General features: G+C 40.3%; 31 protein-coding genes. 17 read left to right on the forward strand and 14 right to left on the reverse strand.

The genetic code is table 11. From position 1 onward, the window contains the following. The first annotated feature begins 61 nt into the window (after window positions 1-61). The 4 genes from DACSA_RS03770 to cobM are packed head-to-tail and all read left to right on the forward strand — an operon-like array spanning window position 62 to window position 3,119. Window positions 62-862 (forward strand): SPOR domain-containing protein, encoded by an 801-nt coding sequence (locus tag DACSA_RS03770; RefSeq protein ID WP_015228499.1) that lies wholly within the window; start codon window positions 62-64, stop codon window positions 860-862. Beyond that, window positions 859-1,482, forward strand: coding sequence for a DUF938 domain-containing protein (locus DACSA_RS03775; protein ID WP_015228500.1), 624 nt, complete (start codon window positions 859-861; stop codon window positions 1,480-1,482). The genes DACSA_RS03770 and DACSA_RS03775 overlap by 4 nt, the downstream gene beginning before the upstream one ends. Before the next feature lies 1 nt (window position 1,483). After that, window positions 1,484-2,338 (forward strand): prolipoprotein diacylglyceryl transferase, encoded by an 855-nt coding sequence (gene lgt, locus DACSA_RS03780; RefSeq protein ID WP_015228501.1) that lies wholly within the window; start codon window positions 1,484-1,486, stop codon window positions 2,336-2,338. A gap of 10 nt (window positions 2,339-2,348) precedes the next feature. Next, the gene (gene cobM / locus DACSA_RS03785) at window positions 2,349-3,119 is read left to right on the forward strand and encodes a precorrin-4 C(11)-methyltransferase (protein WP_015228502.1); all 771 of its coding nucleotides are present in this window, start codon (window positions 2,349-2,351) and stop codon (window positions 3,117-3,119) included. A gap of 525 nt (window positions 3,120-3,644) precedes the next feature. Here the strand turns inward: cobM and DACSA_RS03790 are convergent. The 6 genes from DACSA_RS03790 to DACSA_RS03815 all read right to left on the reverse strand — a co-directional run bounded on the left by DACSA_RS03790 (window position 3,645) and on the right by DACSA_RS03815 (window position 7,062). Next, entirely contained in the window at window positions 3,645-4,859 is a 1,215-nt protein-coding gene (locus DACSA_RS03790; protein ID WP_015228503.1) for a molybdopterin molybdotransferase MoeA, read from the reverse strand. A gap of 83 nt (window positions 4,860-4,942) precedes the next feature. Continuing rightward, window positions 4,943-5,347: a ribonuclease toxin HepT-like protein gene (locus tag DACSA_RS21280; RefSeq protein ID WP_015228504.1), complete on the reverse strand. Its 405-nt coding sequence runs from the start codon at window positions 5,345-5,347 to the stop codon at window positions 4,943-4,945. A 30-nt stretch (window positions 5,348-5,377) separates the two neighbouring features. Beyond that, window positions 5,378-5,731 (reverse strand): nucleotidyltransferase family protein, encoded by a 354-nt coding sequence (locus DACSA_RS21285; protein ID WP_015228505.1) that lies wholly within the window; start codon window positions 5,729-5,731, stop codon window positions 5,378-5,380. Between the two features lies 1 nt (window position 5,732). After that, window positions 5,733-6,140 (reverse strand): HNH endonuclease, encoded by a 408-nt coding sequence (locus tag DACSA_RS18175; RefSeq protein ID WP_015228506.1) that lies wholly within the window; start codon window positions 6,138-6,140, stop codon window positions 5,733-5,735. Then, a complete protein-coding gene (locus tag DACSA_RS03810; protein WP_015228507.1) occupies window positions 6,133-6,552 on the reverse strand; it encodes a hypothetical protein in 420 nt (139 codons plus the stop codon). The genes DACSA_RS18175 and DACSA_RS03810 overlap by 8 nt, the downstream gene beginning before the upstream one ends. A gap of 18 nt (window positions 6,553-6,570) precedes the next feature. Then, complete coding sequence (locus tag DACSA_RS03815; RefSeq protein WP_041235304.1) at window positions 6,571-7,062, reverse strand: hypothetical protein; 492 nt, start codon at window positions 7,060-7,062, stop codon at window positions 6,571-6,573. A gap of 168 nt (window positions 7,063-7,230) precedes the next feature. Between DACSA_RS03815 and DACSA_RS21970 the strand changes: the two genes are divergently transcribed. From DACSA_RS21970 to DACSA_RS03825, 3 genes are read left to right on the forward strand one after another with little or no spacing between them, the layout of a single operon-like run. Further along, window positions 7,231-7,341: a BrnT family toxin gene (locus DACSA_RS21970; protein ID WP_232225190.1), complete on the forward strand. Its 111-nt coding sequence runs from the start codon at window positions 7,231-7,233 to the stop codon at window positions 7,339-7,341. Window positions 7,342-7,387: 46 nt separating this feature from the next. Then, window positions 7,388-7,501 carry a BrnT family toxin gene (locus DACSA_RS21975; protein WP_232225268.1) on the forward strand — a complete coding sequence of 38 codons (114 nt, stop codon included), beginning with the start codon at window positions 7,388-7,390 and terminating at the stop codon, window positions 7,499-7,501. Beyond that, entirely contained in the window at window positions 7,491-7,751 is a 261-nt protein-coding gene (locus DACSA_RS03825) for a BrnA antitoxin family protein (RefSeq protein WP_015228509.1), read from the forward strand. Before DACSA_RS21975 ends, DACSA_RS03825 begins: the two co-directional genes overlap by 11 nt. A 7-nt stretch (window positions 7,752-7,758) precedes the next feature. Here DACSA_RS03825 and crtD read toward each other — a convergent pair whose 3' ends face one another. Further along, window positions 7,759-9,279: a C-3',4' desaturase CrtD gene (gene crtD, locus DACSA_RS03830; RefSeq protein ID WP_015228510.1), complete on the reverse strand. Its 1,521-nt coding sequence runs from the start codon at window positions 9,277-9,279 to the stop codon at window positions 7,759-7,761. A gap of 320 nt (window positions 9,280-9,599) precedes the next feature. Here crtD and DACSA_RS03835 point away from each other — a divergent pair, with 320 nt between their 5' ends. Further along, a complete protein-coding gene (locus DACSA_RS03835) occupies window positions 9,600-10,229 on the forward strand; it encodes a M23 family metallopeptidase (RefSeq protein WP_041235305.1) in 630 nt (209 codons plus the stop codon). A 251-nt stretch (window positions 10,230-10,480) separates the two neighbouring features. Further along, the gene (locus DACSA_RS03840) at window positions 10,481-12,097 is read left to right on the forward strand and encodes an alpha/beta hydrolase (RefSeq protein ID WP_015228512.1); all 1,617 of its coding nucleotides are present in this window, start codon (window positions 10,481-10,483) and stop codon (window positions 12,095-12,097) included. Here the strand turns inward: DACSA_RS03840 and DACSA_RS20225 are convergent. Together DACSA_RS20225 and DACSA_RS03845 are read right to left on the reverse strand one after the other, a co-directional pair. Continuing rightward, on the reverse strand, window positions 12,045-12,413 hold the full coding sequence (locus DACSA_RS20225) for a hypothetical protein (protein WP_015228513.1): 369 nt from the start codon (window positions 12,411-12,413) through the stop codon (window positions 12,045-12,047). The genes DACSA_RS03840 and DACSA_RS20225 overlap by 53 nt on opposite strands. Before the next feature lie 20 nt (window positions 12,414-12,433). Further along, on the reverse strand, window positions 12,434-12,715 hold the full coding sequence (locus tag DACSA_RS03845; RefSeq protein WP_015228514.1) for a hypothetical protein: 282 nt from the start codon (window positions 12,713-12,715) through the stop codon (window positions 12,434-12,436). A gap of 314 nt (window positions 12,716-13,029) precedes the next feature. On the opposite strand from DACSA_RS03845, the gene DACSA_RS03850 reads away from it, so the two are divergent. Genes DACSA_RS03850 through DACSA_RS18810 form a run of 4 tightly spaced genes read left to right on the forward strand, consistent with a single transcriptional unit; the run spans window position 13,030 to window position 17,496 of the window. Next, window positions 13,030-13,248 carry a DUF4327 family protein gene (locus DACSA_RS03850; RefSeq protein ID WP_015228515.1) on the forward strand — a complete coding sequence of 73 codons (219 nt, stop codon included), beginning with the start codon at window positions 13,030-13,032 and terminating at the stop codon, window positions 13,246-13,248. A gap of 59 nt (window positions 13,249-13,307) precedes the next feature. Further along, on the forward strand, window positions 13,308-15,254 hold the full coding sequence (gene dnaG, locus DACSA_RS03855) for a DNA primase (protein WP_015228516.1): 1,947 nt from the start codon (window positions 13,308-13,310) through the stop codon (window positions 15,252-15,254). Between the two features lie 30 nt (window positions 15,255-15,284). Beyond that, window positions 15,285-16,691, forward strand: a complete 1,407-nt coding sequence (gene dcm, locus DACSA_RS03860) for a DNA (cytosine-5-)-methyltransferase (RefSeq protein WP_015228517.1) — start codon at window positions 15,285-15,287, stop codon at window positions 16,689-16,691. Then, window positions 16,654-17,496: a TdeIII family type II restriction endonuclease gene (locus tag DACSA_RS18810; protein ID WP_015228518.1), complete on the forward strand. Its 843-nt coding sequence runs from the start codon at window positions 16,654-16,656 to the stop codon at window positions 17,494-17,496. Before dcm ends, DACSA_RS18810 begins: the two co-directional genes overlap by 38 nt. Here the strand turns inward: DACSA_RS18810 and DACSA_RS22800 are convergent. Together DACSA_RS22800 and DACSA_RS03875 are read right to left on the reverse strand one after the other, a co-directional pair. Further along, window positions 17,476-17,766, reverse strand: a complete 291-nt coding sequence (locus DACSA_RS22800) for a DUF4926 domain-containing protein (RefSeq protein ID WP_015228519.1) — start codon at window positions 17,764-17,766, stop codon at window positions 17,476-17,478. The genes DACSA_RS18810 and DACSA_RS22800 overlap by 21 nt on opposite strands. Before the next feature lie 11 nt (window positions 17,767-17,777). Next, the gene (locus tag DACSA_RS03875; RefSeq protein WP_015228520.1) at window positions 17,778-18,107 is read right to left on the reverse strand and encodes a DUF6883 domain-containing protein; all 330 of its coding nucleotides are present in this window, start codon (window positions 18,105-18,107) and stop codon (window positions 17,778-17,780) included. 121 nt (window positions 18,108-18,228) lie between these two features. Between DACSA_RS03875 and DACSA_RS03880 the strand changes: the two genes are divergently transcribed. Beyond that, on the forward strand, window positions 18,229-18,720 hold the full coding sequence (locus DACSA_RS03880; protein ID WP_015228521.1) for a DUF192 domain-containing protein: 492 nt from the start codon (window positions 18,229-18,231) through the stop codon (window positions 18,718-18,720). Here the strand turns inward: DACSA_RS03880 and DACSA_RS03885 are convergent. Both DACSA_RS03885 and DACSA_RS22430 read right to left on the reverse strand, forming a co-directional pair. Next, window positions 18,714-18,971, reverse strand: coding sequence for a BrnA antitoxin family protein (locus DACSA_RS03885; RefSeq protein WP_015228522.1), 258 nt, complete (start codon window positions 18,969-18,971; stop codon window positions 18,714-18,716). The genes DACSA_RS03880 and DACSA_RS03885 overlap by 7 nt on opposite strands. Before the next feature lie 21 nt (window positions 18,972-18,992). Then, on the reverse strand, window positions 18,993-19,124 hold the full coding sequence (locus DACSA_RS22430) for a hypothetical protein (protein ID WP_269544684.1): 132 nt from the start codon (window positions 19,122-19,124) through the stop codon (window positions 18,993-18,995). A 107-nt stretch (window positions 19,125-19,231) separates the two neighbouring features. On the opposite strand from DACSA_RS22430, the gene DACSA_RS03890 reads away from it, so the two are divergent. The 3 genes from DACSA_RS03890 to DACSA_RS03905 all read left to right on the forward strand — a co-directional run bounded on the left by DACSA_RS03890 (window position 19,232) and on the right by DACSA_RS03905 (window position 23,320). Further along, complete coding sequence (locus tag DACSA_RS03890) at window positions 19,232-21,610, forward strand: phosphoketolase family protein (RefSeq protein WP_015228523.1); 2,379 nt, start codon at window positions 19,232-19,234, stop codon at window positions 21,608-21,610. A 307-nt stretch (window positions 21,611-21,917) separates the two neighbouring features. Next, on the forward strand, window positions 21,918-22,352 hold the full coding sequence (locus DACSA_RS03900) for a thiol-disulfide oxidoreductase DCC family protein (protein ID WP_015228524.1): 435 nt from the start codon (window positions 21,918-21,920) through the stop codon (window positions 22,350-22,352). A gap of 59 nt (window positions 22,353-22,411) precedes the next feature. After that, window positions 22,412-23,320: a DMT family transporter gene (locus DACSA_RS03905; protein ID WP_015228525.1), complete on the forward strand. Its 909-nt coding sequence runs from the start codon at window positions 22,412-22,414 to the stop codon at window positions 23,318-23,320. 465 nt (window positions 23,321-23,785) lie between these two features. Here the strand turns inward: DACSA_RS03905 and DACSA_RS03910 are convergent, their stop codons facing one another. Further along, entirely contained in the window at window positions 23,786-25,210 is a 1,425-nt protein-coding gene (locus DACSA_RS03910) for a 2-succinylbenzoate--CoA ligase (protein WP_015228526.1), read from the reverse strand. Window positions 25,211-25,222: the final 12 nt, after the last annotated feature.

Consider the following 25,222-nt stretch of genomic DNA (forward strand, 5'->3'; position numbering starts at 1 on the left):
TATTCTTTCAGATGTTTCCTGCTCCTCATTCCCATGCCTAAAATCCACCCAATTCTGAACTATGCTGAAAACTATCAATTGTTTCGGACGTTCTTTCCTTTTCGCTAACTCTGTTGTTCTTGTCACTGCTAGTAGTAGTCTCGCCCAATTTGTTCCTCCCCCTCCTCCGATGGTAGAAACTAGGGAACAAAACCAAGAGGTTTACCAATTTGAAGCCCCCAGAAATTCCCCTTCTCCGCTTCCCAAACCTCGTCAGAGTTCCCCTTCTAATGCAAATACGCTGTTTCGGGTACAAATCTGTGGAAGTAGTGAACAATTACTGTCTTTAGTGCGTCGTGTCGAGCCAGATGCGTTTGTTCGTGATGGCAAAGATGCGATTCAAGCGGGATTATTTTCCGATGCGGTGAATGCCATTCAATTAGTTCAATCCCTTTCCGAACAAGGCATTGAAGCGGATATTATTAAAATCCGTAAACCACAGGATCGCTCGTCTCGATCGAATTCTTCTCCCAGAGAATATATTTCCCTATCTTCCACTTCTTCCCCAGAACCACCAGAACCAAGCAATAGTGATTTTGTTCCGATCGCCGTCGAATCTGCTTCTCCCACACCAGAAACACCAGTAGAAGAAGAGGACGAAAGCGGTTACTATGTGGTTATTCCCACTCGTGAGGAAAAGTTAGCAGCAACAGCGCAAAAGGTGAAAAAAGCAGGAGTGAATCAGAATTTAATTGAACAACGCAATGCTCCACGAGGAAATCATGTCGCAGTGGGACCCTTCCCTCGTCGCGGTGAGGCGAATCGTTGGAGTAGTCACCTGCAAAATGAGGGCTTGAACGCGAGGGTTTATTTTAGTCGATGAGAGAAAAACAATTTGCTCCTGCTACGGAGAGAAACCGTGAGCCAATTTTAGCGGTTCTCAAACAGATTTTACCGCCGACGGGAACAGTCCTCGAAATTGCCAGTGGAACAGGGGAACACGCGGTATATTTTGCGCCCCGTTTATCTCCCCGTCACTGGCTTCCTTCCGAAACCAATCCGATTTTACAGGAGAGCATTCTCGCTTGGAGAGAGGAGTTTCCCTCAGATGTGCTTTCTCCTCCCCTTGATCTCGATGTTATGGATGAGAATTGGTGGGAGAAAGTGAAACATCAAGACTTGTGCGCTGTTGTCTGCATTAATCTGATTCATATTGCTCCTTGGGCGGCGTGTGAAGGGTTAATGAAAGGGGCTGAGGCGTTACTTCCGCAAGGGGGAATTTTATACTTGTATGGTCCTTTTAAGCAACAGGGAGTCCACACCTCAGAAAGTAATGTTAGCTTTGATGAAAGTCTCCAACAACAAAATCCAGAATGGGGAGTGCGAAATTTAGAGGATGTGGTTTCTTTAGGTAAGGTTCATCAATTAGAATTACAAGATGTAATTGCAATGCCAGCGAATAATTTCTCTGTGGTGTTTCGTCGTGGAATTAATAACAAATAAAATGCTTTCTTTACTTGCGTTTCGCTTTCAATCCCCCGGTCCGATTTTAATTGACTTTGGATCAATTAGTATTCGTTGGTATGGTTTATTAATTGCCAGTGCGGTTATTATTGGCTTATTTTTGTCTCAAAATTTAGCAAAACGTCGTCAAGTTGACCCTGAATTATTAAGTGATTTATCAATTTGGTTAGTGTTATCTGCAATTCCAGGAGCGCGGTTATATTATGTTGCTTTTCAATGGGAAAATTATGCCCAACGTCCGCAAGATATTATTGCGATTTGGCAAGGGGGAATTGCCATTCATGGCGCAATTATTGGCGGCGTAATTGGAGCGTTAATTTTTGCTCGGATTAATCGCGTTTCTTTTTGGCAATTAGCCGATTTAGTCAGTCCTTCTTTGATTTTAGGACAAGCCATTGGACGCTGGGGAAACTTCTTTAATTCCGAAGCGTTTGGTACGCCCACTGATTTACCCTGGAAACTTTATATTCCACCCGCTAATCGTCCACCACAATATGCTGATGAAGCCTTTTTTCATCCAACTTTTCTTTATGAATCAGTCTGGAATATTGGCGTTTTTATCTTACTAATTTATTTGTTTTTCTGGGGATTACGTCATCCGCAACGATATCGAGTGGGAACATTGGTTTTTGTTTATATGGCTGCCTACAGTTCTGGTCGAATTTGGATTGAAGATTTACGAACAGACAGTTTAATGTTAGGCTCGATCGAAGTGGCGCAACTAATTAGTTTAATAGAAATCATCATCGGTTTGTTAGGATTAGTTTGGCTGTATCGGATGAGACGATCTCTTCCCGATGTTGTGCCTCAACAACAAATAACAAACCAGAAATAAACCATTAATTATGCTCAATCCTGCTGTTTATATCGTTGGTGCGGGGCCAGGTGATCCCGATTTACTCACCATCAAAGCGAAGAAAATTCTTGACCAAGCTGATGTTATTTTATATGCTAATTCCCTCGTTCCGAAACAAGTTTTAAAAGATGTTCGTCCAGATGCTGAGTTAATTCCCACTGGGAGTAAAACTCTAGAAGATATCATTCCCTTAATGATTCAAAAAGTAAGAGAAAATTGTTCTGTAGTGCGTCTTCATTCTGGAGATTTAACCCTTTATAGTGCCATCCATGAACAAATGCAAGCATTAGCAGAAGCAAATATTCCAGTGGAATTAGTGCCTGGTATTAGTACGTTTCAAGATGCGGCGGCAAAATTAGGAGTCGAATTAACCGTTCCCGGATTAGTGCAAACAATTATTCTAGCGAGAATTAGCGGTCGTGCGTCTTCTGTTCCCGAAGCGGAGGAATTAGCGTCTCTAGCGTCCCATAAAGCCAGTTTAGCATTATATTTAGCTGCCCGTCATGTGGAGAATGCAGAAGCGAAATTATTAGAACATTATCCTGCTGATACTCCTGTCGCAATTTGCTACCGTTTGGGATGGGAAGATGAAAAAATCAGAGTTGTTCCTCTCAATGAAATGGCAAAAATTTCTCGTGAAGAAGATTTAATTCGCACCACCATGTATTTAATTAGTCCCGCTTTAGCTGGGAAACAAGTCGCGGCGCGATCTCAACTTTATCATCCTGAACATTCCCATTTATTTCGTCAAGCTCAGTAATCGTAGGTTGGGTGAAGCGAAGCGAAACCCAACACTAATTATATCCAACGGAACTTTGGAAAAATCGGGTCAGGAGTCGTAGGTGGGATGGGGTTTTGTCACCTCCATAACCTACGTTTTTGTCCTTTGTCCTTTGTCCTTTGTCCTTAGTGATTTCTAAGAGATAATACCATTTTGGAGAAGTCAAGTTACAGTAAATCCCCCCTAACCCCCCTTTGAAAGGGGGGAACAATGGGTTGGTGTGTAGCGCCAGTTTATCAAAATGGTATAACTAATGACTAATGACCAGTGACCAATGACTAATTTTGTTGGGTTTCGTTACCTCCACCCAACCTACGTTTTTGTCCTTCGTCCTTCGTCCTTTGTCCTTTGTTTTCCAATGACTAATGACCAATGACTAATGACCAATGACTAATGACTAATTATTGTTGGGTTTCGTTACCTCCACCCAACCTACGTTTGAGTTGGGGTTTGAGGGAATTATAATTAGTTTGGTTCATCATTGTTTCGATCGCTTTTTTCTTATTAGATCATCATTACATCTATGATTTCTTGACTGGAAATTGAGTTAATCCCCACAGGAATGACGGCTAAAGCATTAGTTTGGGATAAGTTAATTAAGTTACCTGAACTATGACTTCCTCCTGCTAAATTAAAGTAATGGTTTCCATCTTCAATGCGAATATTTCCCCAAAGATAGGTTTCTCGTTTACCGTTTCCTTTTAATTCCTGTTCAGTTTTAGCTTTAATAAAAGTTGGGGTTAAATTTTGGGTTTCTCCTGATAATTTTTTTAAGGCTGGAAGAACAAAACGCCAAAATGTGACTAAAGCGGAAACAGGATTTCCAGGTAAACCGAAATAATAACAATTAGGAAAAGTGGCAAAGGTGAGGGGTTTTCCAGGTTTAATGGCAACGGAATTAATTTTAATTTCTCCTCCTAATTCGGTGAGGATGCTTTCAATATAATCATAATCGCCGACGGAAACGCCTCCTGTAGAAATGACTAAATTAGAGTTAGCAATCGCCTCCTCGATCGCGCCCTTGATTAATTTTCTATCATCTCGTATAATTCCCAACGATACTGGCATCGCCCCTGTCGCTTGAACTAATGCTTTCAACGCATATTGATTAGAATCAACTAATTGTCCGCGTTGCAAGGTTTCATGGGGATTAACTAATTCATTGCCACTGGAAAAAATCGTTACTTGTGGGGGTGAATAAACAGAAATTTCTCGACATTGCATTGCTGCTAAAATCGCAATTTCTGGCGCACCAATTTTAATCCCAGAGGGTAACAAGGGCTGTTTAGCCTGATAAAAACTTCCCTGTTTACGAATAAATTGTCCAGGGGGAGGAGAGGAAAATATCTTTACTTTGTCTCCGTTGCGTTGCGTGTCTTCTTGGATGACAATGGTATCCGCTTCTAAGGGTAAAATTCCCCCTGTGAAAATCCTTGCAGCTTGTCCACTTTGGAGACGGTGACGAGGCGGAACACCTGCGGGAATTTCTTCTATAATATCAAGGGTAACAGGTCGATCGGATGTGGCGGCGGAAAGATCGATCGAACGAGCGGCGTATCCATCCATCGCGGAATTATCTTCATGGGGATAGTCTAACTCACTACTCACCGCGGTTGCGAGAATCCTTCCCGTTACTGCTTCTAACCCTACGGTTTCAGTTTTAGTTAAGGGTTGAATCGTATTTAATATAATTTTTTCTGCGTCTTCAACGGGTAGCATTACCTAAACTTGGATTACGAAAACAAGTTTCATTGTAATCTATAACTAAAGTCAATCAGGTTTAATTTTATATCGGGAATTAATCATTCTTGAAAACTAGCATCGGCTAACCAAGCATTAAAGATAACAATATCTTCTTTGATTTTAAGGAAAACTGGTTCTAAATTATAAGCCAATTCTTGGACTCTTTTCGCATCTAAGTCAACGCTATAAGTATGTAATACTAAATGACGAAATTTCCGATATTGATCTAACTCTAAAAATAAAGATTGACTCCAAAGAGGAGGTCGATCATCACCTGTATTTGCGACTTGATTTAATAACAATTGATGCCAATTTTTTCCTTGAGGTAAACTTTCATCTAAAGTAACTGCTACAACTTCACTAATTCGTTCGCATCCTTTATAAAAATCATTAATATAGCTTGCTAACGCTGGCGATGAAGCAATTTCTGGAATTGAATCTATTTGATCTAAAACTATTTTCAATCGTTTTAGATTACGCTCGATCGATGCTAATTAATCTTCAATTCTAGATTTAAGATTAATGTATTTATTATCAGACATTGGATTTTCTTGTAAAATGCGAGAACGAATTTCTGGGGCTGCCTTTTCTAGAGAAATTAAGTCAACGTTTAACCAATTGGGCGTAACTGTTTCTAATTTTCCATAGGCTTCAAAAATATCTTTATCGGATAGCCCAATAACTGCTAAATCAAGATCAGAATCCCAATGCCAGGGAGAATCACCTCGCAGAGAACCAAATAATATTACCTCGATCGCACCGTAATCTTTTTTTAGTAAATTGATACATTGATCAGCAATATTTAAAGCAATTTCTTTTCTCGCTTTTAATGTTTCCCAATTCAACATTCTAACACTTGCTCAATTTGAGAAGGCGTTTATAAGCAGTATTCCCCCTTTTTTTCTTAACCGTTTTTAGGTATTCACTCCAATTTTTGTCTCCTTTCTGTTCATTACAGTCATAACATAAAAGCCATAAATTACTCACATCCCAAGCTAACCAGGGCGCTTTACTGCGAGGAATTTTATGATCGATCGTTAAAGGAGTTTTACAATTACACTCAGGACAACGATAATTATACTCAATTTCTTTTTGCTTTTTCCATGCTTTTCCTTCTGCACTATCTCGCCAAGCGATATAATAATCTAAAGCAGTATCCCTAGAAGCAATGTGAGCTTGTTTTGAATAATGATTCAACTTTTTTAATACAGGAGTTCCCGCCTCTAAAGTCTTCAGAAGATTTTCTAAATTAGACATTAGCTTCCTCACTTAAATCAAAAGGGACAATATTATTTCTCTCTCGATAAACTTCTCGTTTTTTTTGGAACTTTTCTTGTTCCCTATCTAGTTTAGCGAAATCATCTCTTACCCGAATCATTGCTTCTGTTCCTTCTTCGAGTATTTTGTCTATTTTGGCTAAGTTTTCTGAATAATTCTCCTGCTTATTCTCAAGATGCCTCATTCTAGTTTCCAGTTGAATTAGCTGTTCACGAGTGCGACTTCTAATCTTGCTATTTTTTCGTCTATCAATAATTGATTCCATGACATCTTGGTGATCATAAAAGTATTTCCTTCCTTTTATTTGAACAATTCTTAAATGTTTTGTCAGCGCACGTGCTTGATATTGACTAATCCCAAGATTTTGAATCTCTTTGCGAGTAATTAACATATTTTCATCATTGATCCTTTAACTTTTGTAAGTAAAATTCTTGTCTAACCAGGTTTGAATATATTTAATTCCAGTAATAATTTCACTTTTTTCAATGTAAGTGAGTTCTTCTAAAGACTTATTAATTGCCTGTGATGCTTGATTAATTTTTTGCTTCAAAGCATTAAGATGTTGCATTAAGTTTTCGATCGTGCGATCACGACTATCAATTCTTTTATTTAAACCGGAAACTTTTCCTCCCAGAGAGCGATTAATATCAGCTTGTTCAGCCTGTTTCTTTACTAATCGCGTTAACGCTTCCTTACCATCAGGATTTTCTAAAACCAGTTGCAAAATGACCTTTAATCCCTCTTTTTTTAAGGGCTGATAATATGATTTTCTGCCGCCAATTTCTTGAAGCAAGTAATCAATAATTTCTTCTTTTTTCAGGTTATTAGTTTCTAAAGTAGTTAGTTGCTGAGGAGAACTCTTTCTGTTGATTGAGATCACTTCTGGTTTGGCTGTAGTCATGGCTGTATTTTTACTTGACATCTATAAAATAAGTATAAACTACAAGCAAGAAAATCAGCAATTATTAGTGATTTTAATCAATTTAGCGATGCTAAGCAAATTTCCAAGAGAAATCCCAAGCCTACTATCATTCTTATTTGATTCTTGCTTTTTGCATACAATATATGTATGAACTTTGAGTACGATCCCAGAAAAGCACAAATTAATTGGGTAAAACATGGCGTTTCCTTTGCGGAAGCAGAGTTTGTGTTTTTTGATCCTCTTGCGATCGATCCATGATATTGATCCTGATTCATTAGCAGAGGAACGTTTTATTGCATTAGGGATGGGTAACTCAGGTGTTCTATTAGTTGTTGTTTACACAATGCGTGGTGAGATTTTTCGATTAATTTCGGCACGTCGCGCAACTCGTCGGGAGGCTAAGGTTTATGAGGGATGAATATGATTTTTCTCAAGGAAAACGTGGTGCTGCGATTTCATCAGAAGGGAAAACTCGGATTACAATCTATTTGGATGATGAGATTTTAAACTGTTTCCGAGAATTGGCTCAAGAAAAGGGAATTGGATATCAAACTTTAATCAATCAGAGTTTAAAAGATTATCTAAAAAAGAACTCAGATCAACCTCTTACTGAAAATGATCTTCGTCGGGTATTACGAGAAGAATTAATCAGAGAAAGAAACAATTAATCACAGATCATTTCTTTCCCATCTGACGGACAACTGTTAACGCCGAATAACTGACACCCGCTGTTCCCTCTCCTGGATGAGTACAATCACCGACTAACCACAAGTTCCCCACTGGCGTTCGATTGGCAAACCCGAACGGTCCGAAGGTAGAAACCCTTTGTCCTAATCCTCCCACATAACCGCGATCGCGATCGGTAAAACGAGCATAAGTTCTCGGTGTGGCGGCTTCTTGATGGATAATAGTTTCTGCGGTGAGATGAAAGTATTGACTGAGATGTTGAATCGCTGTTTTGACAAAATCTTGTTTCAAACGTTCATAACTTTCGGCGCTATCTGTCCACCATTGATTAACATCAGTAAAGGAGGAAGCGGTGATGGTGGCTTTTCCTTGTGGCGCACGTCCATCGTTTGGTTGACTCACAGAAACAAAAAGAGAGTTTTTCTCGCCGACGATGCCATCATAATCATATAAAAATTGGAGATGGGGCGGACAGTTTTCTGGAATGGCGGCGCGATCGACCCCTAAATATAGCACAAATGCACCGTTAGCAGGGGGCAAATTTTCCACTCGTCTTTGATACCCACGCAAGAAAAAATCAGACGCACCAAAGGAATTATGCGGATCATTTAATAACTTTAATAAATTCTGCACCGTAGCATTTGCCACAACTACATCTGCTTCTTCTCGCCAACTTTCGCCAGTCTTCTGATTTCGCACTGTCACCCCAGTAACCTTTCCTTCCAGACAATGGATTTTTTCCACAGAATGGCGCAAACGAATTTTCCCGCCGTGTTTTCTCAATCCTTTGACTAAACGGGTGCTTAAAACCTGCATACTGCCTTCTAAATGCCATAATCCCTGCGGCGCTTGAGAAACGCCTAAAGCGGTTGCTGCGTACAAAAGGGCGGTTTCATCAGCATTCACTTGGGAGTATAGTTTCAACTGCATATCGAGGAACGTTCGTAAGCGTTTGTTGTCATACAGTCCAAACAGTTTTAAGGCATCCCCAACAGTGAGAAAGGTAAAGGGTAAAGTAATTAATGTATCTGGTCGCACCGCAGAAATTAACTGCCAGGTATCCCAGAGGTTACGAGGCGGAAGCACAGGATCACGTCCTTGAAACCGCCAACTCGCCTCAAATAAGGTTTCCATCAATCGCCAAAAGGGTTCGCTACCAGGAAACTGTTTTTGTCGTTCCTGTTGCCATTGTTTGGGGTCACGCCACACCTTGACAGGAGTTGATTCTCCTGGCAGATAAACCGCACAAGCAGGGTCGCAAGGAGTCGCTGGGGGAACGTCGATTCCTAATTCTGTAAAGATTTGTTGATGAATGCCACCTTTTTCTAAGCCAGCGACTTGGGTCGCACCGACATCAAAGGTAAAACCGTGACGTTTGAAGGTGGAAGCACAGCCACCAGCCACATACGCTTGATCATAGACGGTGACGGAATAGCCACGTTTGGCGAGTAATGCGCCAGTAGTTAAGCCCCCAATTCCCGCACCAATTACAATAACCTGTTTTGCCATTACAATTCTGAGAAAATACTGTTTCTATTGTAAACTTTTGTGTCGCTCGATCAATGTTTGCCCCCTAACCCCCAATCTTGGGGGAACTATAGCGCTACGCGCTAGGCTTGCATGCAAGAGGTAAAAGGCAAAAGGCAAAAGTAAGGTATAGGTGAGTTTCAACATTTTGGAATGTCCTAACCTAATTTTGTAGCGCTATACAAGGAGTTTGCCCCCTAACCCCCAAAATTGGGGGAAGTTATGTTTTAGGGGTTGACAAATTGAAGGAAAAATGCAATTTTTAGAGCATAATTTTCTGAGTGTGATGGGTGTGGGGAAAGGTGAAAACAACTAAAAGTCCTTTGTGGAAGCTGGATTTCAGGGTGAAATGCTTATTGTTGACTGTGGCGGCGTTGAGTACGTTTGGGTTTTATACAGGATGCAAACAGTCTGCTGTGAATGCTCAAAATATTGCTCGTAATACTCAATCTACTGGAAAATGGTTGAATGCGTCTTTTCCCGTGGAGAATTTTCAAGCCTATACGTCTCCTTTTGGTTATCGTCAATCACCGACAACGGGAAAACTTCAGTTTCATCGCGGTTTAGATTTAGCCGCCCCGATCGGGAGTTATATTCGCAATTGGTGGGGAGGAAGAATTGTTGATTTGTCCGATCACACGGCTTGTGGCACAATGGTCGTTGTTCGATCGGGACAATGGGAACACATTTATTGTCATCTCAAAGGGAGTGTTCAGAAAACAAACGAAGGATTAGTGTTACTCGATCGAGAGGGAGGGATTCGCCTCAAAAAAGGTCAGCAAGTGGCGACAGGAACTCGTATTGGACGGATTGGGATGACAGGACGGACAACGGGATCGCATTTACACTGGGGGTTAAAATATGCAGGAGAATACATCGATCCAGGTTTGGTGTTACAAGAGATGTACAAGGAACAAGCGGCGGTACAATAGAGTAATTCGACTCCCGATCGCCTCCTAACCCCCAATTTTGGGGGAACGACCTCCCGATCGCCTCCTAACCCCCAATTTTGGGGGAACGACCTCCCGATCGCCCCCTAACCCCCAATTTTGGGGGAACGACCTCCCGATCGCCCCCTAGCCCCCAATTCTGGGGGAACTACAAAATGGAAAAAAGGACTCGATCGAGCGTCAAACTCACCTGTTAAAATCATTTCGATATTGTTTTAGCATTCTCACCCTTAATGTTTAAGAAACTGCTACCCGTTTGGTTTTCCACGATCGGTGCTGTTTTGTTTTCTCTCCCCAGCCAAGCAGCAGAAACCGTGTTTGTCTCTCTCGGTGTCCTTGAAATTTCGGTGTCTGTGGAATCTTTGGAACAATACGCCAGAGAAGGGACAATTACGCCAGAATTGGGGTCTTATACTCGCTATCTTAATGCAGAACAAAAGGAGAAATTAAAAGAAATTCTCACCCTTCCTGCAGAATTAGATACAGTCGCGATCTCGCAATTTTTATATTCGCCTCAAGGAGAAACGATCCTCAGACAATTTGGGGAAATTATTGATACGAAAGCAAGACAAGGAGGATTCTACGCCATTCGTTCGGGGTTAATTTTAGCGGCGGCTGATCCAGAGGGGTTAACCCTACTCAACTTTATTAAAGAATTTCCTACAGACGGATTACGGATTAATTCGGGTCGTGGCTTTGAATTAGTCAACCAACTTAGTCGCTTTATTAAAGAAACCGATCAAGCAGTGGCTATAATTGAACGTCAGGCGTTAGAAAACTCGATCGCCACCCTCACGGAAGAAGAAACGGATTTCCCTCTCAACCTCCAATCTTCTGGAACTGTCCTTTATAATCGTCAAACCCTAGATTTAGTTGATAGACGACCAATTTTCCAAGAAGGAGACCGATTTTTTACCCAACGAGAAATTCCTACCTTTTTATACTTACCAGAAACCGCTTCCTCGAAACGTCCTCCCTTAATCATTATTTCTCATGGACTGGGGTCCGATCGCAGCACGTATAGTTATCTCGCTAAACATCTCGCGTCCTATGGTTTTGCGGTTGCTACCATTGAACATCCTGGGAGCAATGCTCGTCAACTGCAATCGTTACTCATGGGATTAGAAGCAGAAATCAGTCCGCCGTCAGAATTAATTAATCGTCCTCAAGATATCGAATTTTTACTGAACTATTTAGAAAGAAATTACAACAGTCAAATTAATCTCAATCAGGTGGGAATTTTAGGACAGTCTTATGGAGCATATACCAGTTTAGCTGTTGCGGGAGCGGAAATCAATTATGAACAAGTCCGCCAACGTTGTGCCAATGAAGACACTCCTGCTGTCTTGAATTTTTCCATTTTACTGCAATGTCAATTATTGCGTCTCCCCCAACAAAATTATAATTTTGATGACCCTAGAATTAAAGCAGTTTTTGCTATTAATCCTTTAACCAGTATGATTTTTGGTGAAGAAGGACTACAACAAATTGATGTTCCGACGCTATTAGTTACAGGAAGCGCGGACACGGTTACGCCTGCTTTATTAGAACAAATTCGACCGTTTAATTGGTTAGAAACCTCGGAGAAATATTTAGTTTTGCTCAAACGAGGAACGCATTTTTCTACTTTAGCAGAAGGGACAGAAGAAGGCATCCCTGTTCCCACAGAAGCGATCGGTCCTGATCCCTCGATCGCGCAAGATTACATGAAAGCATTTAGCACCGCTTTCTTTAAAACTTATCTCACTGACGAAAGCAAATATAAAATCTATTTGAGTCCTGAATACAGCGATCAAATTAATCGTCCTCAAATGCCAATTTATCTAATCGAAACCTTAAATGGATTCTAGGTGAAATAAATACAGACCAAAACCAGTCATACTCGTCAATGGGAAAGGTGGATGAATCAGAAGCCTTTTGATCTATTTCATTATTTGTAGTATCTGTAGAATTTATACTCTCTCTGGAGTTAGAAAAAAATTCACTTAAACTCGCTCTTGCCAGTAATGTTGTGGCTATATTGCCAAAGGCTAATATAAATAAATAAAAAGCAAAACTGCTTGTCAAACAAGCTCTAAAAGTAGTTTTTGAAGAATGCCTAACTTTGATAAAACCTAAAGCAACACTAGCGATCAAAGAAGACAGTAAAGTTAATACGACTCCCATACCCTGTTTTTTTTCCCATATTAAATAAAAGCAGGGTTTCCAATTCTTTCTATTTCTCTTTTTACTTTTAGTCCTTTGGATGTGATGTAATAAATCGTGTAGTCTTCTATTGGTGCGCCTTTTTTTGCTACCAATTTTTCTTTTTCTAACTGGTGTAAAGCTCTTTTAGTTTCGTTTCGGTCTGTCTTCACTTGTTTTAGTAATTCACCTAAATGTACTCTGCGGTTTTCCGCTACTCGATCGAAAACACGCTTATTATTTGGATCATTGATTAGTGAAGCAACGTAATTGTATGCAATCATATCCTTTTCATCTCCTCAGATTAAGTTGTCTGAGACAAGTATATCTCAATCCGATAACTCTACTTCCTTTAGTTGATATAGCTCTATGCAAACCAGTTGCACTTGCTCATTAATCAAAGATACCAGTTTCCGTAGTGCCAACTTGGGAGAAACGTTCTTTTTATCCCCTTGCCAAACTACCCTAAATTGCGCTATAAGAGATCAGGGAGACTTCCAGACGGCAAATATCCTCTGCGAGAGCTAACCGATGAGAACCGTAGAAGTCAACCCCAAATAGTATTTGACCAACAATCTACCGTAAGAAAATTGAATTTATGACTAAGCAAGTCGCTCACCCAATGGTGAAGTTGCAACGTCAAGTGCAGTCACTGATTGATTCTAACCTGCTTAAGCCCACTGACAGCATCTGGAAAATTGCACTCCTCTATGGCAACGAATGGTCTTACTGGAAAAATGAACTCCTAGAGTTTGGTTTTTCTACCCAAGACCCCGTACAAGAGCTCCTACTCGTTGATGAGTGGGACGAAAACTGATGCGATTGACAAAAACACGGAGTTGCGATCGATAAATCTGTAACGCTGAGACTAAACCCTTGAGTTCATCTCGTTTTCATCCTGATACCATTGAAACCATTCGCGATCGAGTTGACATTGTAGATGTCATCTCCGACTCGGTGGTATTAAAGAAACGGGGAAAAGACTATCAAGGGTTATGTCCTTTTCACGAAGAGAAAACCCCTAGTTTTACCGTTAGTCCCAGTAAACAACTGTATTATTGCTTTGGCTGCGGTGCTGGGGGTAATGTTTTTAAGTTTTTGATGGAGGTGGGAAAACAGTCGTTTAGTGAAGTCGTGTTAGACTTAGCGCGACGCTATCAGATTGAAGTTAAAACCCTTGAACCCGAACAACAGGAAAAATTACAACGAGAATTATCCCTACGGGAACAACTGTATGAGATTTTAGCGGTAGCTGGAAACTTCTATCAGTACATCCTACAGCAACCCGAAGGGAAAACCGCCCTTGAGTATTTGCAAAGCGAACGCAATTTTGATCAGGAAACGATTAAAACTTGGGGGTTGGGATACGCACCCCAAGGATGGGAAACCCTCCATCGCTATTTAGTGGAACAGAAACGCTATCCTGTGGGGTTGGTGGAACAAGCGGGATTAATCCAGCCGCGAAAGTCTGGGAAAGGATATGTCGATCGATTCCGCGATCGAGCGATGATTCCCATAAAAGACCCACAAGGGCGAATTATCGGCTTTGGCAGTCGCACTTTAGGAGATGATGAACCCAAGTATCTAAACTCTCCCGAAACCCCGTTATTTGACAAAAGTAAAACCCTTTTCGCATTGGATCAAGCCAGAGACGCAATCCGAAAAGAAGATCAAGCAATTATTGTCGAAGGATATTTTGACGCGATCGCCCTCCATGCTGCCGCAATTAAGCCTGTGGTTGCATCTTTGGGAACAGCCTTAAGTAAAGATCATATTCGTCAACTGTTGCGTTACACCGAATCTAAACAAATTATTTATAATTTTGATGCGGATCAAGCGGGAATTACTGCGACGCAAAGAGGGATTAAAGAAATTGAACCGTTAGTTTATTCTGGACAAGTACAACTGCGAGTTTTAAATCTTCCTGGGGGAAAAGATGCGGATGAGTTTCTCAAAAGTCATCCTGACGCAGCGCAACAATATCGTCAACAACTAGAAACAGCGCCATTTTGGATAGACTGGCAAATTGATCAATTGATTAAAGATCAAGATTTAAATCAGCCGCATCAAGTGCAAAAAGTGACCGATGAAATGGTGAAATTAGTTAACCGTCTTCAAGATGTTACCTTGAGAACCCATTATATTCGCCATTGTGCTGAGATTTTAAGTCAAGGAGATTCCCAACAGACTCCCCTTTATTTGGAGAGTTTTCGTAATGCGCTGAAAAAGCCTCAAAAAGGAAAAAAATCGTCCCTTTCTCAAACCTCATCTACAGAAAAAAATGTTCAGTCATTTCCAACACTGAGTCAACTTTTAGCACAAGCAGAAGCGTTATTATTGCGAGTGTATCTTCATTGTCCAGGCTATCGATCGAGCATTTTTGAGACTTTAGAAGAGAAGGAATTGTTATTTAGTTTATCTCCTTATCGTTGGTTATGGCAAAAAATTTTAGAACTAGAAGCAACTTATGATTTTAGTGGCGATCATCAACAAAAAAACTTACTTCTAACTCAACTAGAAGATGAAATTACTCAATTTCCAGAATATGAGAAAGCATTAAAAAGTGTGCTGCAATTACAAGAAACCACTAGCACAGACTTACAACGTCCTGGGTTAGTGGTAAAAGCATCGATCGCCACTTTAGAACAAACGAATTGCGAGAAACAAAAACGTTATTGTCTGCAACAATGGCAACAATTAGATGGTAACACGGATCAAGAAACAATTGATTATTATATGAAACAATTTTACGAAGCACAAAGACAGTTAGAATTGTTGAAACAACAACGCCAATTTTCCATTCAAGATATCATTAGTAATTGAATCAAATTCCGTCCTGTGAATGAAACACTTATGAATCCTGTTATCTCTGGTGAACAATTAAAATTATTTAATCCTCATCTTTTAAAATCCTTTTGCCAAAATCGGTTTACCTTTATTGATTTATTTGCTGGTATTGGTGGCTTTCGGATTGCTTTAGAAAAGTTAGGGGGAAAATGTTTAGGTTACTCAGAAATCGATCGAGACGCGAGGGAAGTTTATCAGAAAAACTTTATTAATTATGTTAATTCTGATGAGATTGATTTAGGAGATGTTAAACAGATTCATCATTTACCTTGGCGCATTGATTTAATTGTTGGTGGTGTTCCTTGTCAACCATGGTCGATCGCTGGAAAATCAGGAGGTTTTGATGATCCAAGAGGACGTTTATGGTTTGATGTTATTAGAATTGTGGAATTAAATCAACCACAAGGCTTTATTTTTGAAAATGTTAAAGGATTAACTGATCCCAGACATCAAAAGAGTTTTTCTTATATTTTAGAAAGTTTAACGAACAGTGGTTATCAAGTCCAGTGGAAAGTTCTTAACTCCTATGATTTTGGACTCCCTCAAGATCGGCAAAGAGTTTTTATTGTGGGAAATAAAACGCTAGATAATGACAGAATTTTCTTTGATTTTCCGCAACCATTGAAACAAAAACCTAAACTTTATAATGCAATTAATCACATTAGTTGTCAGGAAGTGATAAAAACTAAATTCCCTCCTGAGATTTTATATGGCGGAAAAAACAAAATCCCACCAGCAAGAGGACGGTTTCAGAAAATAGATGAACTCAATGACTTTTTTATTTTTGCTGATATTCGTGGCGGACATACTACCATTCATTCTTGGGATTTAATTAGAACCAGTGAACGAGAAAAATATATCTGTGAGGTTTTGCGTAAAAATAGACGTAGCAAAAAATACGGAAATAAAGACGGTAATCCTTTGAGTTTTGCTGATTTATTAACCTTAATTCCAGACTTAAAACTTAGAGAGTTAGAGAAATTAGTCAAGAAAAACATCATTCATTATAAAGAAAGAGGATATGAGTTTGTTAACTCCAAAATCTCTTCTGGAATTAATGGAATTTCTAAGATTTTTATGCCTTATGCTGATGCAATTTCTACCTTAACGGCGACAGGAACAAAAGTTTTTGTCTCTAAAATTGCCATTCCTTGTCAGACTCCTGATGAATATAAACGACTTTTTATTAAAGAAGTTTACCGCAAAAGACGTTTTAAGTCACTGACGGTAAAAGATTATGCTCAATTACAAGGATTTCCTGATTATTTTATTCCTCATCCTGAAGAAAGAACAGCTAAAAAGCAGTTTGGAAATGCGGTATCTGTTCCTGTTGTTTTTCATCTAACCCAATCTTTATTATTAGTGATTTTACAAAATGAGACAAATCAGTCAAGAGACATATCAAGCAATTAAAAACTTTTTAGATCAGTTTTTAGAAGAGTTAGTTCAAGAATACAAAGCTCGTAAATTAAAAGAGTTTGAAACGGCTAAGGAGTATTTAACACGAAGTTCTTCACAAGGAAGATTAAAACCTTTTCAATCAGCAATGATTCCTATAGAATTACTATTAATTAATGAATTTGAGCGAGGTTTAAGCACTAGATTAGGAAATACTTTTGAAGAATGCGCCCGTTTGTTAGCCTTAGATTATCATAAAACTGCAATAAGACAATATAACTTAACGACACAAGTTAGCCGTTCCGCTTATGCTGAAGCAGAAAAACAAAAGGAATACTATGAACATTTAGTGACAAATAAATCGGAAAAAATCTCTTTTAACCAGATGGCTAAACGAGTGGTTGATGCTGGAAAAAAAAATGATTTGGAAACGGTTACTTTACGGGTAGATTTATATGTGATTTCCCAAGATGGAAAGGAATATTTTTTTGAAATGAAAGCACCGAAACCAAATAAAGGACAATGTTTAGAAGTAACACAACGTTTACTAAGGATTCACGCTATTAAACAAAAACTTCCACCTCAAATAAATAGTTATTATGCAATGTCATATAATCCCTATGGTAGCTCAAGGGAGGATTACAAATGGTCTTATGCAAGAAACTATATGCCTTTTGATGATATGGTTTTGATTGGGGAAGAGTTTTGGAATTTAATTGGTGGTGAATCGGCGTTTGAACAATTATTAAATATCTATCGGGAAGTTGGAGAAGAAAAACGAAAATATTTAATTGAAGCTCTAGCTTTTCATTCTCCCTAATTTCCTGTAACCCCTAAAAAGTGAGAAGTGTCTTTTTTTTTGAGAAAGTTTCCTTTGACTTTTATTCTCATTTTTGGAAATCGGTTCGATTTGAGACTCTGTGACCTCCAACGTAATTTGTGAAAGATTAAACCCTTCTAAACTGTACCCATCTTCTTCGCCTTCTGGCGTGGGATAATGTTCAACAATCGTAGCAACATCTCCTTTCTGGAGGTTATATTTGACTATATCTTCTTTGAGAGCTACTTGTGTAAATAGGGGAAATGTCATAACTACCTCATTTAAAGACGCTTTTGATCTGGTACTAAGGTAACAAATTTTGTTTCTTTAGGAGTTGTCATCCACACGGTAAGGACGGGTAAAGTGACCCCATTAGGTCCGATTAAATTTCCTCGTATCTCATACTTTTGACCAAATCTTGTTGTTTCAATTAGCGTTGCTTCCTGAGATAAAATTTGTTCTCTGATATCTGTTTCAAGTTGTTGCCAGTTGTCGAGGGAATAGCCCCCTTTGGCTAAATATTTAGATTTATCGTCTTTAGGTAAAGGAACTAATAGGTATTGAGTTAATTTAGCTTTAGCAATGATTACGTTAGGGGAGAAATAAGTCATGCGTTCGATTTTTTGTGTTTATCCTTGTCGCCTAAAAACAGTATAAAAAGCGCAGTAAAGAACCAAGACAATCAAAGAGATTTATTGTAAATTGTTAATAGTTAACTATTGAGTTTTAAGAATGTTGCGTTTAAGTTGGCTGTCCCTATTTTGTTGTATATTGTTAATTAGCTGCGCTCCCAGTGACCCCTCCGTTGCTGAATCGGAAACGACGCTCACTGAATCACTAGGTCAAGAACTTCCCATCACTGCGATCGCGCAAATGGGAGGAAAAACGATTAAATTAGAAGTAGCGAAAACCCCCGAACAGCAAGCGATCGGGCTGATGTATCGAGAGGAATTACCCGCCGATCAAGGGATGCTATTTCCGATGAATCCGCCACGAGAACCACGATTTTGGATGAAAAATGTCGAGATTCCTTTAGATATGATTTTTGTGCGAGAGGGAAAAATTCGCGCGATCGCCCACGATGTTCCCCCTTGTGAGGAAGACCCCTGTCTCACTTATAGCCCAGAAGTAATTATAGACCAAGTGATTGAACTACGGGGAGGACAAGCGAAAGCATTGGGATTAGAAATCGGTGACTCGATCGAGATCAAATCAGTTCAATGAGCGCGATCGAGTTCCTCTCTCACCACGCGGCGTAAAGTGTCTTCAAGAGATTCAGGGTTTTGTTCTTGAATATATTGACGTAGTGCTTCATTAATCAAGGTTTGATAATTTCCACCCCCAGCTAAATGAACCGATTGGCGAAACCAAGCTAAAACGTCATCGTCAAGTCGAATCGTGATCCGAGTTTTTCCAGACGGAGTGGGGTCAATAGCACCTCGTTTCCCGTGACTAAAATCATATTTTGCTTCCATGATTATTTCTCCTCATTCAAGTTATTGGTCAGTGATTGGTGTTGGGTTACGCTTCTCTCCACCCAACCTACATTTTTGTCCTAATTTATGTTGGGTTACGCTTCTCTCCACCCAACCTACGGGTGAGATGGTGTTGGGTTTCGTTTCCTCCACCCAACCTACTTTTTAGATAAAACTAAAGAAAACTTGAGAAACGCTACCCTCTCTCTAGGTAATCATGCACAATAAAAATGATCGCAACGTAATCACCTCGATAAATTATGACAGTTGCAACTATCGCTCAAAACAAACCCCTGTCCGAAGAACAATTGGAAAAAATGCACGCCTACTGGCGAGCCACCAACTACCTTTCCGTCGGACAAATCTATCTCTACGATAATCCCCTCCTGAAAGAACCGCTCAAACAGGAACACATTAAACCCCGTTTACTGGGACATTGGGGAACAACCCCTGGTTTAAACTTTATCTACGTTCATCTCAACCGTGTCATCAAACAACAAGACTTAAATGTCATCTACCTCGCGGGTCCGGGTCACGGGGGGCCGGGTCTGGTCGCCAACACCTATCTTGAGGGAACTTATACCGAGTATTACCCAGATATCTCTCAAGACGAACGGGGAATGAAAAAACTCTTTACCCAATTCTCTTTCCCTGGCGGTGTTCCCTCTCATGTCGCCCCAGAAACCCCTGGTTCAATTCACGAAGGAGGGGAACTGGGATACGCTTTAGCACACGCTTACGGAGCAGTTTTTGATAATCCCGACCTCATCGCCGCTTGTGTGGTTGGAGATGGAGAAGCAGAAACTGGACCCCTCGCCACCAGTTGGCATTCTAATAAATTCCTCAATCCTGTCCGTGATGGTGCAGTTCTGCCGATTTTACACCTCAACGGTTACAAAATTGCTAATCCCACGGTTTTAGCTCGTTTAGGGGACAAGGAACTAGAAAACCTCTTTATCGGCTATGGTTACAAACCCTACTTTGTAGATGGATCAGACCCTGAAGCCATGCACCAATTGATGGCGGGAACACTTGACACTATTTTAGGGGAAATCAAAAGCATTCAATCGGAAGCGCGTACTAACGGCTTTACAAAACGTCCCCAGTGGCCGATGATTATCTTGCGGACTCCGAAAGGATGGACGGGTCCCAAAGAAGTGGATGGGAAGAAAACAGAGGACTACTGGCGCTCTCACCAAGTTCCTTTTTCCGATACGCAAACCAACCCAGAACATATCGCCCTCTTAGAAGAGTGGATGAAGAGTTACAAACCGCAGGAACTCTTTGATGAAAATGGGACATTTCGCCAAGATTTAGCAGAACTAGCCCCAAAAGGGGAACGACGCATGGGGGCGAATCCTCACGCTAACGGCGGGATTTTGCTGAAGGCGTTAAAAATGCCTGATTTTCAGGATTATGCAGTGGAAGTGAGCAAACCAGCGACCACTTACGCTCAAGCGACGCGCATTTCGGGAGAGTTTCTCCGTGATGTGATGAAAATGAATCCCCAAACTTTCCGTGTCATGGGACCGGATGAGACGGCTTCTAATCGCTTGAGTGCGTTGTTTGAAGTCACCGATCGCGCTTGGATGGCGGAACGTCTCCCAGAGGATGAAAATTTATCTCCTGATGGTCGGGTGATGGAAGTTTTAAGCGAACATCTCTGTCAGGGATGGTTAGAAGGATATCTCTTAACGGGACGACATGGGTTCTTTTCCTGTTATGAAGCGTTTATCCATATCATTGATTCCATGTTTAACCAACACGCCAAATGGTTAAAAACCACTCGTGATGAGATTCCCTGGCGACAACCGATCGCGTCTCTCAATTATCTTCTCACCTCTCACGTTTGGCGACAAGATCACAATGGCTTCTCTCACCAAGACCCGGGTTTCATCGACCATGTGGTCAATAAAAAAGCGGATGTGGTTCGCATTTATCTTCCCCCTGATGCCAATACTCTGTTATCGGTAACGGATCACTGTCTCCGCAGCCGCAATTATGTCAACGTCATTGTTGCGGGAAAACAGCCAGAATTACAATATCTGGATATGGATGCGGCAATCAAACACTGTACCGCAGGAATTGGTATCTGGGAATGGGCGAGTAATGATAAAGGGGGCGAACCCGATGTGGTGATGGCTTGCGCTGGTGATACTCCCACTTTAGAAACTTTGGCTGCGGTGGATATCTTGCGTCAAAAATTCCCTGATTTAAAAGTGCGAGTGGTGAATGTGGTTGATTTGATGACGTTACAGCCAGAAACGGAACATCCCCATGGACTGTCCGATCGAGAATTTAATACCATCTTTACCACTGATAAACCCGTTGTGTTTGCTTATCATGGCTATCCTTGGTTAATTCATCGTCTCACCTATCGTCGCACGAATCACCAAAACCTCCACGTGCGCGGTTACAAGGAAGAAGGAACAACCACAACGCCCTTTGATATGGTGGTCAGAAATGACTTAGATCGCTTCCATTTGGTGCAAGATGTGATCGATCGCGTCCCGAAATTAGGATATGCTGCGGCTTATGCGAAACAAGAGTTACGAGATCAACTGATCGAACATCATCAATATGTGACCAAATACGGCATTGATCTGCCAGAAATCCGTAATTGGAAGTGGCCCTATTAACAAAAACTTGGTTGGGTGGAGACGTTCCATGGAACGTCTCTTATATCAAGTTCGGGTAATTGCTTATAATTGGTGTTGGGTTTCGTTTCACTCCACTAGGGCCTACTTTTTATCATTGATTGAGCAAACTTGATATTACTTCTAAACGGAGACAATTGGGGTTAATTTGATAAGACTCGATCGCATTTTTAACTTGATAACGAACCCGATTTAATTGGTAGGAAATATATAAGTATTGAATTAACCAGATGAGCTTAATATATCTTAATATGGTAACTGGAGTACCATTTTCGCGAAGGATTTTCTGATGTCTCAAAACAATCAAGTTAACTGGCAAATTAAACTCTTGTATGATGGAGAATGTCCCCTTTGTGTGCGAGAGGTCAATTTTCTCCAGAAACGAGATGCGGGTCGCGGTTTAGTCAAATTTGTCGATATTGCTTCTGATGACTATGATCCAAGAAACAATGGTGGTGTGGACTTTGAAACAGCAATGGGACGCATTCATGGGGTGCTTCCTGATGGTACAGTGGTTAAAAATGTGGAAGTGTTCCGCCGTGTTTACGAAACATTAGGCATGGGATGGGTGTATAGTATTACACAATTACCGCTTTTAGGAAAAATTGCTGATGTGATTTATGGCATTTGGGCAGATTATAGATTAACACTTACGGGACGACCGAATCTCAAAACAATTGTAGAAGAAAAACGGCGTTGTTCCAAAGAAGTTTGCGATCGTTAAGAGATGCTTCTCCCAACCTCCTCCCTTTAGAAAAAGAGAGATAAGTTTAGATTCATGTAATGGTTCAAAACAATAAACTGAGCTTAGTCTTTCTGGTTTTATTTTTCGGTGTAGTCGGTGTTTCCACAGCAGCGATTTTTATTCGTCTCTGTTTACAGGTTGCTGATGAAAGTGGGCTAGGTTTTAGTTTATTAATTGCCACCTTTCGGTTAACGATCGCGGCGTTGGTTTTACTTCCTTTTGTCAGGATTCCATCTCAGTTTCCTGTTTCTAAAAAAGGCTATATTTGCGCGATCGTTGCGGGGATTACCTTGTCTTTTCATTTTGCAACTTGGATTACTTCTCTCTCTTTTACCTCCATTGCGGCTTCTACCACCATCGTTACCAGTAACCCAATTTGGGTGACAATTCTCTCTTGGCTGTGGTTAAAAGAAAAACCGAAACCCTTAACAATTTTAGGAATTGCGATTGCATTAATCGGCGGTTTTTTCATTGCTATTGGTGATGCGGGAAGTCTATCTGGGGGAAGTAATCCTTTACTGGGAGATGGTTTAGCCTTACTCGGTGCGTTTTCTGTTAGTTTATATTTTTTGTTAGGAAAACAGGCTCAAAATGAAGGTTTATCTATTGGTAATTACAGCGCGATCGCTTACACCACTGCGGCTTTATTTCTAATGCCGCTTCCGTTTCTCTTTGGAATTAATTACTGGGGTTATCCTTCTGAAATTTATCTCTATTTATTGGGGATGGCTTTTTTTTCCCAAGTTTTAGGACACACCAGTTTTAATTGGGCAATGCGATTTATTTCTCCGACGTTTGTCACTTTAGCAATTTTATTTGAACCCGTCAGCGCTAGTATTTTGGGATTTTTTGTGTTTGGAGAAGTGCCTAGTGTGTTAGTTCTAATTGGTGCAATTATTTTATTACTAGGAAGCTCGATCGCGATTTGGGGAGGTCAGAAGAATTAAAGATAAAAAGTAGCCCCTTGTGAAGGGAAGCGAAACCTAACACCAATTAATCATAAGAACAACTATAGCAATCCCAAATCATTTGTAAAAAATTGATTAATGAAAGCCCCCATTATTGGCCGGAGCGAAGTGAGGATTTGGGGGCAAAACGATTTACGAATCACCTAGTATTGCTATATGTAGGTTGGGTGAAGCGAAGCGAAACCCAACACCAATTAATCATTAGGAAAACTGATCTCTTACTAATCACAAATGACAAAGAACATAAGATAAAGAACAACCATGTAGTTTGTTGGGTTTCGTCTTCTCCACCCAACCTTTTACAGTGACCAGTGATCAGTGATCAGTAAGCAGTAATCAGTGATCAGTGACCGGTGACCAGTGACCAGTAATCAGTGAACAAATAACGAATAACGAATAACGAATAACGAATATTGGTGTTGGGTTTCGTCTTCTCCACCCAACCTACAGTTTTGGTGATTGGTGTTGGGTTTCGTCTTCTCCACCCAACCTACTATTATTCCAGAGGGATAAAACCAAACGATGATTGACTTTTCCCTGTTCATTGCGAGGAAGCGCTTTAACGGTTAACCATTGCTTGGGAATTTTATAAGGACTCAAATATTGTTTTAATTTTGTTTCTATTTCACTGCTCGTAATTGAATCTTCTTTGGGAACATAAACGGCACTGATAACCTCTCCCCAATTTTGATCAGGTAAACCGATTACATAAACATCAGTTACTAACCCGATCGATAATATCATTGCTTCCACTTCATCTGGAAAAACATTCTCACCACCAGTAATAATTTTGCGACTATTACGACCCACAATATACAGATAATTCTCTTCGTCGAAATATCCTAAGTCATCGGTAACAAATTCCTCTCGATTCCAATCAGAATCAGGATAATAACTTAAACCCAGAGACTCACTTTCGATCGCAATTCTCCCCACTTTTCCCTTTGTCAGTCTTTCCCCTGCTTCTCCTCGAATCGAAATTTTGGCATGAGGTAAAACCTTACCAACACTATTATTCCCCGCCAAAAAATCATCAGGTTTCAAGGTGACAATTTGCGAGGCTGTTTCGGTCATGCCATAAGTTAAAGCAATTGGAATGTTATATTTTCTTCCCGTCTCTAAAAGACTTTCCCAAGCTGGCGCACCACCGAGCAAAACACATTTAAATTGAGAGAGCCAATGACCCGCACCAAAATTAATCAGCCGTTGTAATTGAGTCGGAACAAGAGAGATAAAATAATCCTGTTGGGGAAAGGTTTCTAGATTTTCTAGGGTGGCTAAGTCTTGATTGCGCCATGCAGTTTCTATGGTTTTATACGGGTACACAATCAGATTCCCACCTGTTAATAAAGCTCGCATCAACTGCATTAGTCCACTAACATGATAGAGGGGAAGCAGACAAAAACAGTTGACTTTTTCCGTTTCAAAATGGCGAGAAAATCCTGTTACTGAAGCGCTCAAGGTTTTCCAATTATGTTTGACAAAGCGAATGTTTCCAGACGAGCCACCTGTGGGAATCATAATTGTTGTTTCGGTTTCTAGGGAAGAAGGAGAAGAAGAGATGATTTCTAAATCAGTTTCGTGAATAATTAAGTCAGGTTTGACGATACTTAAAACTTGCTTCCATTCTTGGGGTTTCCATTGAGAATTTCCTAAAAAAATCTGACAGTTTTTGGCGACTCCAACGAAAAAACTCCCTAGAAACTGATAGTAACTTTTCACATTTAAAAGTAATATTGAGTTCTTTTGTGTTTTTTGGTACAGTAAAGCTGTATGGGTGCGAAGTCTGTCTATATCTAAATTTAACCACGCATCCTCGCCGTTACAGAGGTTAAATCGCTCCCAAAGCCAATTTCTAGGATATTCCATGAGACTTTTTTT

Origin of the sequence: Dactylococcopsis salina PCC 8305, from assembly GCF_000317615.1 — a bacterium.
Taxonomy (GTDB): domain Bacteria; phylum Cyanobacteriota; class Cyanobacteriia; order Cyanobacteriales; family Rubidibacteraceae; genus Halothece; species Halothece salina.

What these genes read in the sequence shown, in the direction of transcription:
- DACSA_RS03770 (WP_015228499.1), top strand. Translation starts at nt 62, where the DNA reads ATGCTGAAAACTATCAATTGTTTCGGACGTTCTTTCCTTTTCGCTAAC.
- DACSA_RS03775 (WP_015228500.1), top strand. Translation starts at nt 859, where the DNA reads ATGAGAGAAAAACAATTTGCTCCTGCTACGGAGAGAAACCGTGAGCCA.
- lgt (WP_015228501.1), top strand. Translation starts at nt 1,484, where the DNA reads ATGCTTTCTTTACTTGCGTTTCGCTTTCAATCCCCCGGTCCGATTTTA.
- cobM (WP_015228502.1), top strand. Translation starts at nt 2,349, where the DNA reads ATGCTCAATCCTGCTGTTTATATCGTTGGTGCGGGGCCAGGTGATCCC.
- DACSA_RS03790 (WP_015228503.1), bottom strand. Translation starts at nt 4,859, where the DNA reads ATGCTACCCGTTGAAGACGCAGAAAAAATTATATTAAATACGATTCAA.
- DACSA_RS21285 (WP_015228505.1), bottom strand. Translation starts at nt 5,731, where the DNA reads ATGTTGAATTGGGAAACATTAAAAGCGAGAAAAGAAATTGCTTTAAAT.
- DACSA_RS18175 (WP_015228506.1), bottom strand. Translation starts at nt 6,140, where the DNA reads ATGTCTAATTTAGAAAATCTTCTGAAGACTTTAGAGGCGGGAACTCCT.
- DACSA_RS03810 (WP_015228507.1), bottom strand. Translation starts at nt 6,552, where the DNA reads ATGTTAATTACTCGCAAAGAGATTCAAAATCTTGGGATTAGTCAATAT.
- DACSA_RS03815 (WP_041235304.1), bottom strand. Translation starts at nt 7,062, where the DNA reads ATGACTACAGCCAAACCAGAAGTGATCTCAATCAACAGAAAGAGTTCT.
- DACSA_RS21970 (WP_232225190.1), top strand. Translation starts at nt 7,231, where the DNA reads ATGAACTTTGAGTACGATCCCAGAAAAGCACAAATTAATTGGGTAAAA.
- DACSA_RS21975 (WP_232225268.1), top strand. Translation starts at nt 7,388, where the DNA reads ATGGGTAACTCAGGTGTTCTATTAGTTGTTGTTTACACAATGCGTGGT.
- DACSA_RS03825 (WP_015228509.1), top strand. Translation starts at nt 7,491, where the DNA reads ATGAGGGATGAATATGATTTTTCTCAAGGAAAACGTGGTGCTGCGATT.
- crtD (WP_015228510.1), bottom strand. Translation starts at nt 9,279, where the DNA reads ATGGCAAAACAGGTTATTGTAATTGGTGCGGGAATTGGGGGCTTAACT.
- DACSA_RS03840 (WP_015228512.1), top strand. Translation starts at nt 10,481, where the DNA reads ATGTTTAAGAAACTGCTACCCGTTTGGTTTTCCACGATCGGTGCTGTT.
- DACSA_RS20225 (WP_015228513.1), bottom strand. Translation starts at nt 12,413, where the DNA reads ATGGGAGTCGTATTAACTTTACTGTCTTCTTTGATCGCTAGTGTTGCT.
- DACSA_RS03845 (WP_015228514.1), bottom strand. Translation starts at nt 12,715, where the DNA reads ATGATTGCATACAATTACGTTGCTTCACTAATCAATGATCCAAATAAT.
- DACSA_RS03850 (WP_015228515.1), top strand. Translation starts at nt 13,030, where the DNA reads ATGACTAAGCAAGTCGCTCACCCAATGGTGAAGTTGCAACGTCAAGTG.
- dcm (WP_015228517.1), top strand. Translation starts at nt 15,285, where the DNA reads ATGAATCCTGTTATCTCTGGTGAACAATTAAAATTATTTAATCCTCAT.
- DACSA_RS18810 (WP_015228518.1), top strand. Translation starts at nt 16,654, where the DNA reads ATGAGACAAATCAGTCAAGAGACATATCAAGCAATTAAAAACTTTTTA.
- DACSA_RS22800 (WP_015228519.1), bottom strand. Translation starts at nt 17,766, where the DNA reads ATGACATTTCCCCTATTTACACAAGTAGCTCTCAAAGAAGATATAGTC.
- DACSA_RS03875 (WP_015228520.1), bottom strand. Translation starts at nt 18,107, where the DNA reads ATGACTTATTTCTCCCCTAACGTAATCATTGCTAAAGCTAAATTAACT.
- DACSA_RS03880 (WP_015228521.1), top strand. Translation starts at nt 18,229, where the DNA reads ATGTTGCGTTTAAGTTGGCTGTCCCTATTTTGTTGTATATTGTTAATT.
- DACSA_RS03885 (WP_015228522.1), bottom strand. Translation starts at nt 18,971, where the DNA reads ATGGAAGCAAAATATGATTTTAGTCACGGGAAACGAGGTGCTATTGAC.
- DACSA_RS03890 (WP_015228523.1), top strand. Translation starts at nt 19,232, where the DNA reads ATGACAGTTGCAACTATCGCTCAAAACAAACCCCTGTCCGAAGAACAA.
- DACSA_RS03900 (WP_015228524.1), top strand. Translation starts at nt 21,918, where the DNA reads ATGTCTCAAAACAATCAAGTTAACTGGCAAATTAAACTCTTGTATGAT.
- DACSA_RS03905 (WP_015228525.1), top strand. Translation starts at nt 22,412, where the DNA reads ATGGTTCAAAACAATAAACTGAGCTTAGTCTTTCTGGTTTTATTTTTC.
- DACSA_RS03910 (WP_015228526.1), bottom strand. Translation starts at nt 25,210, where the DNA reads ATGGAATATCCTAGAAATTGGCTTTGGGAGCGATTTAACCTCTGTAAC.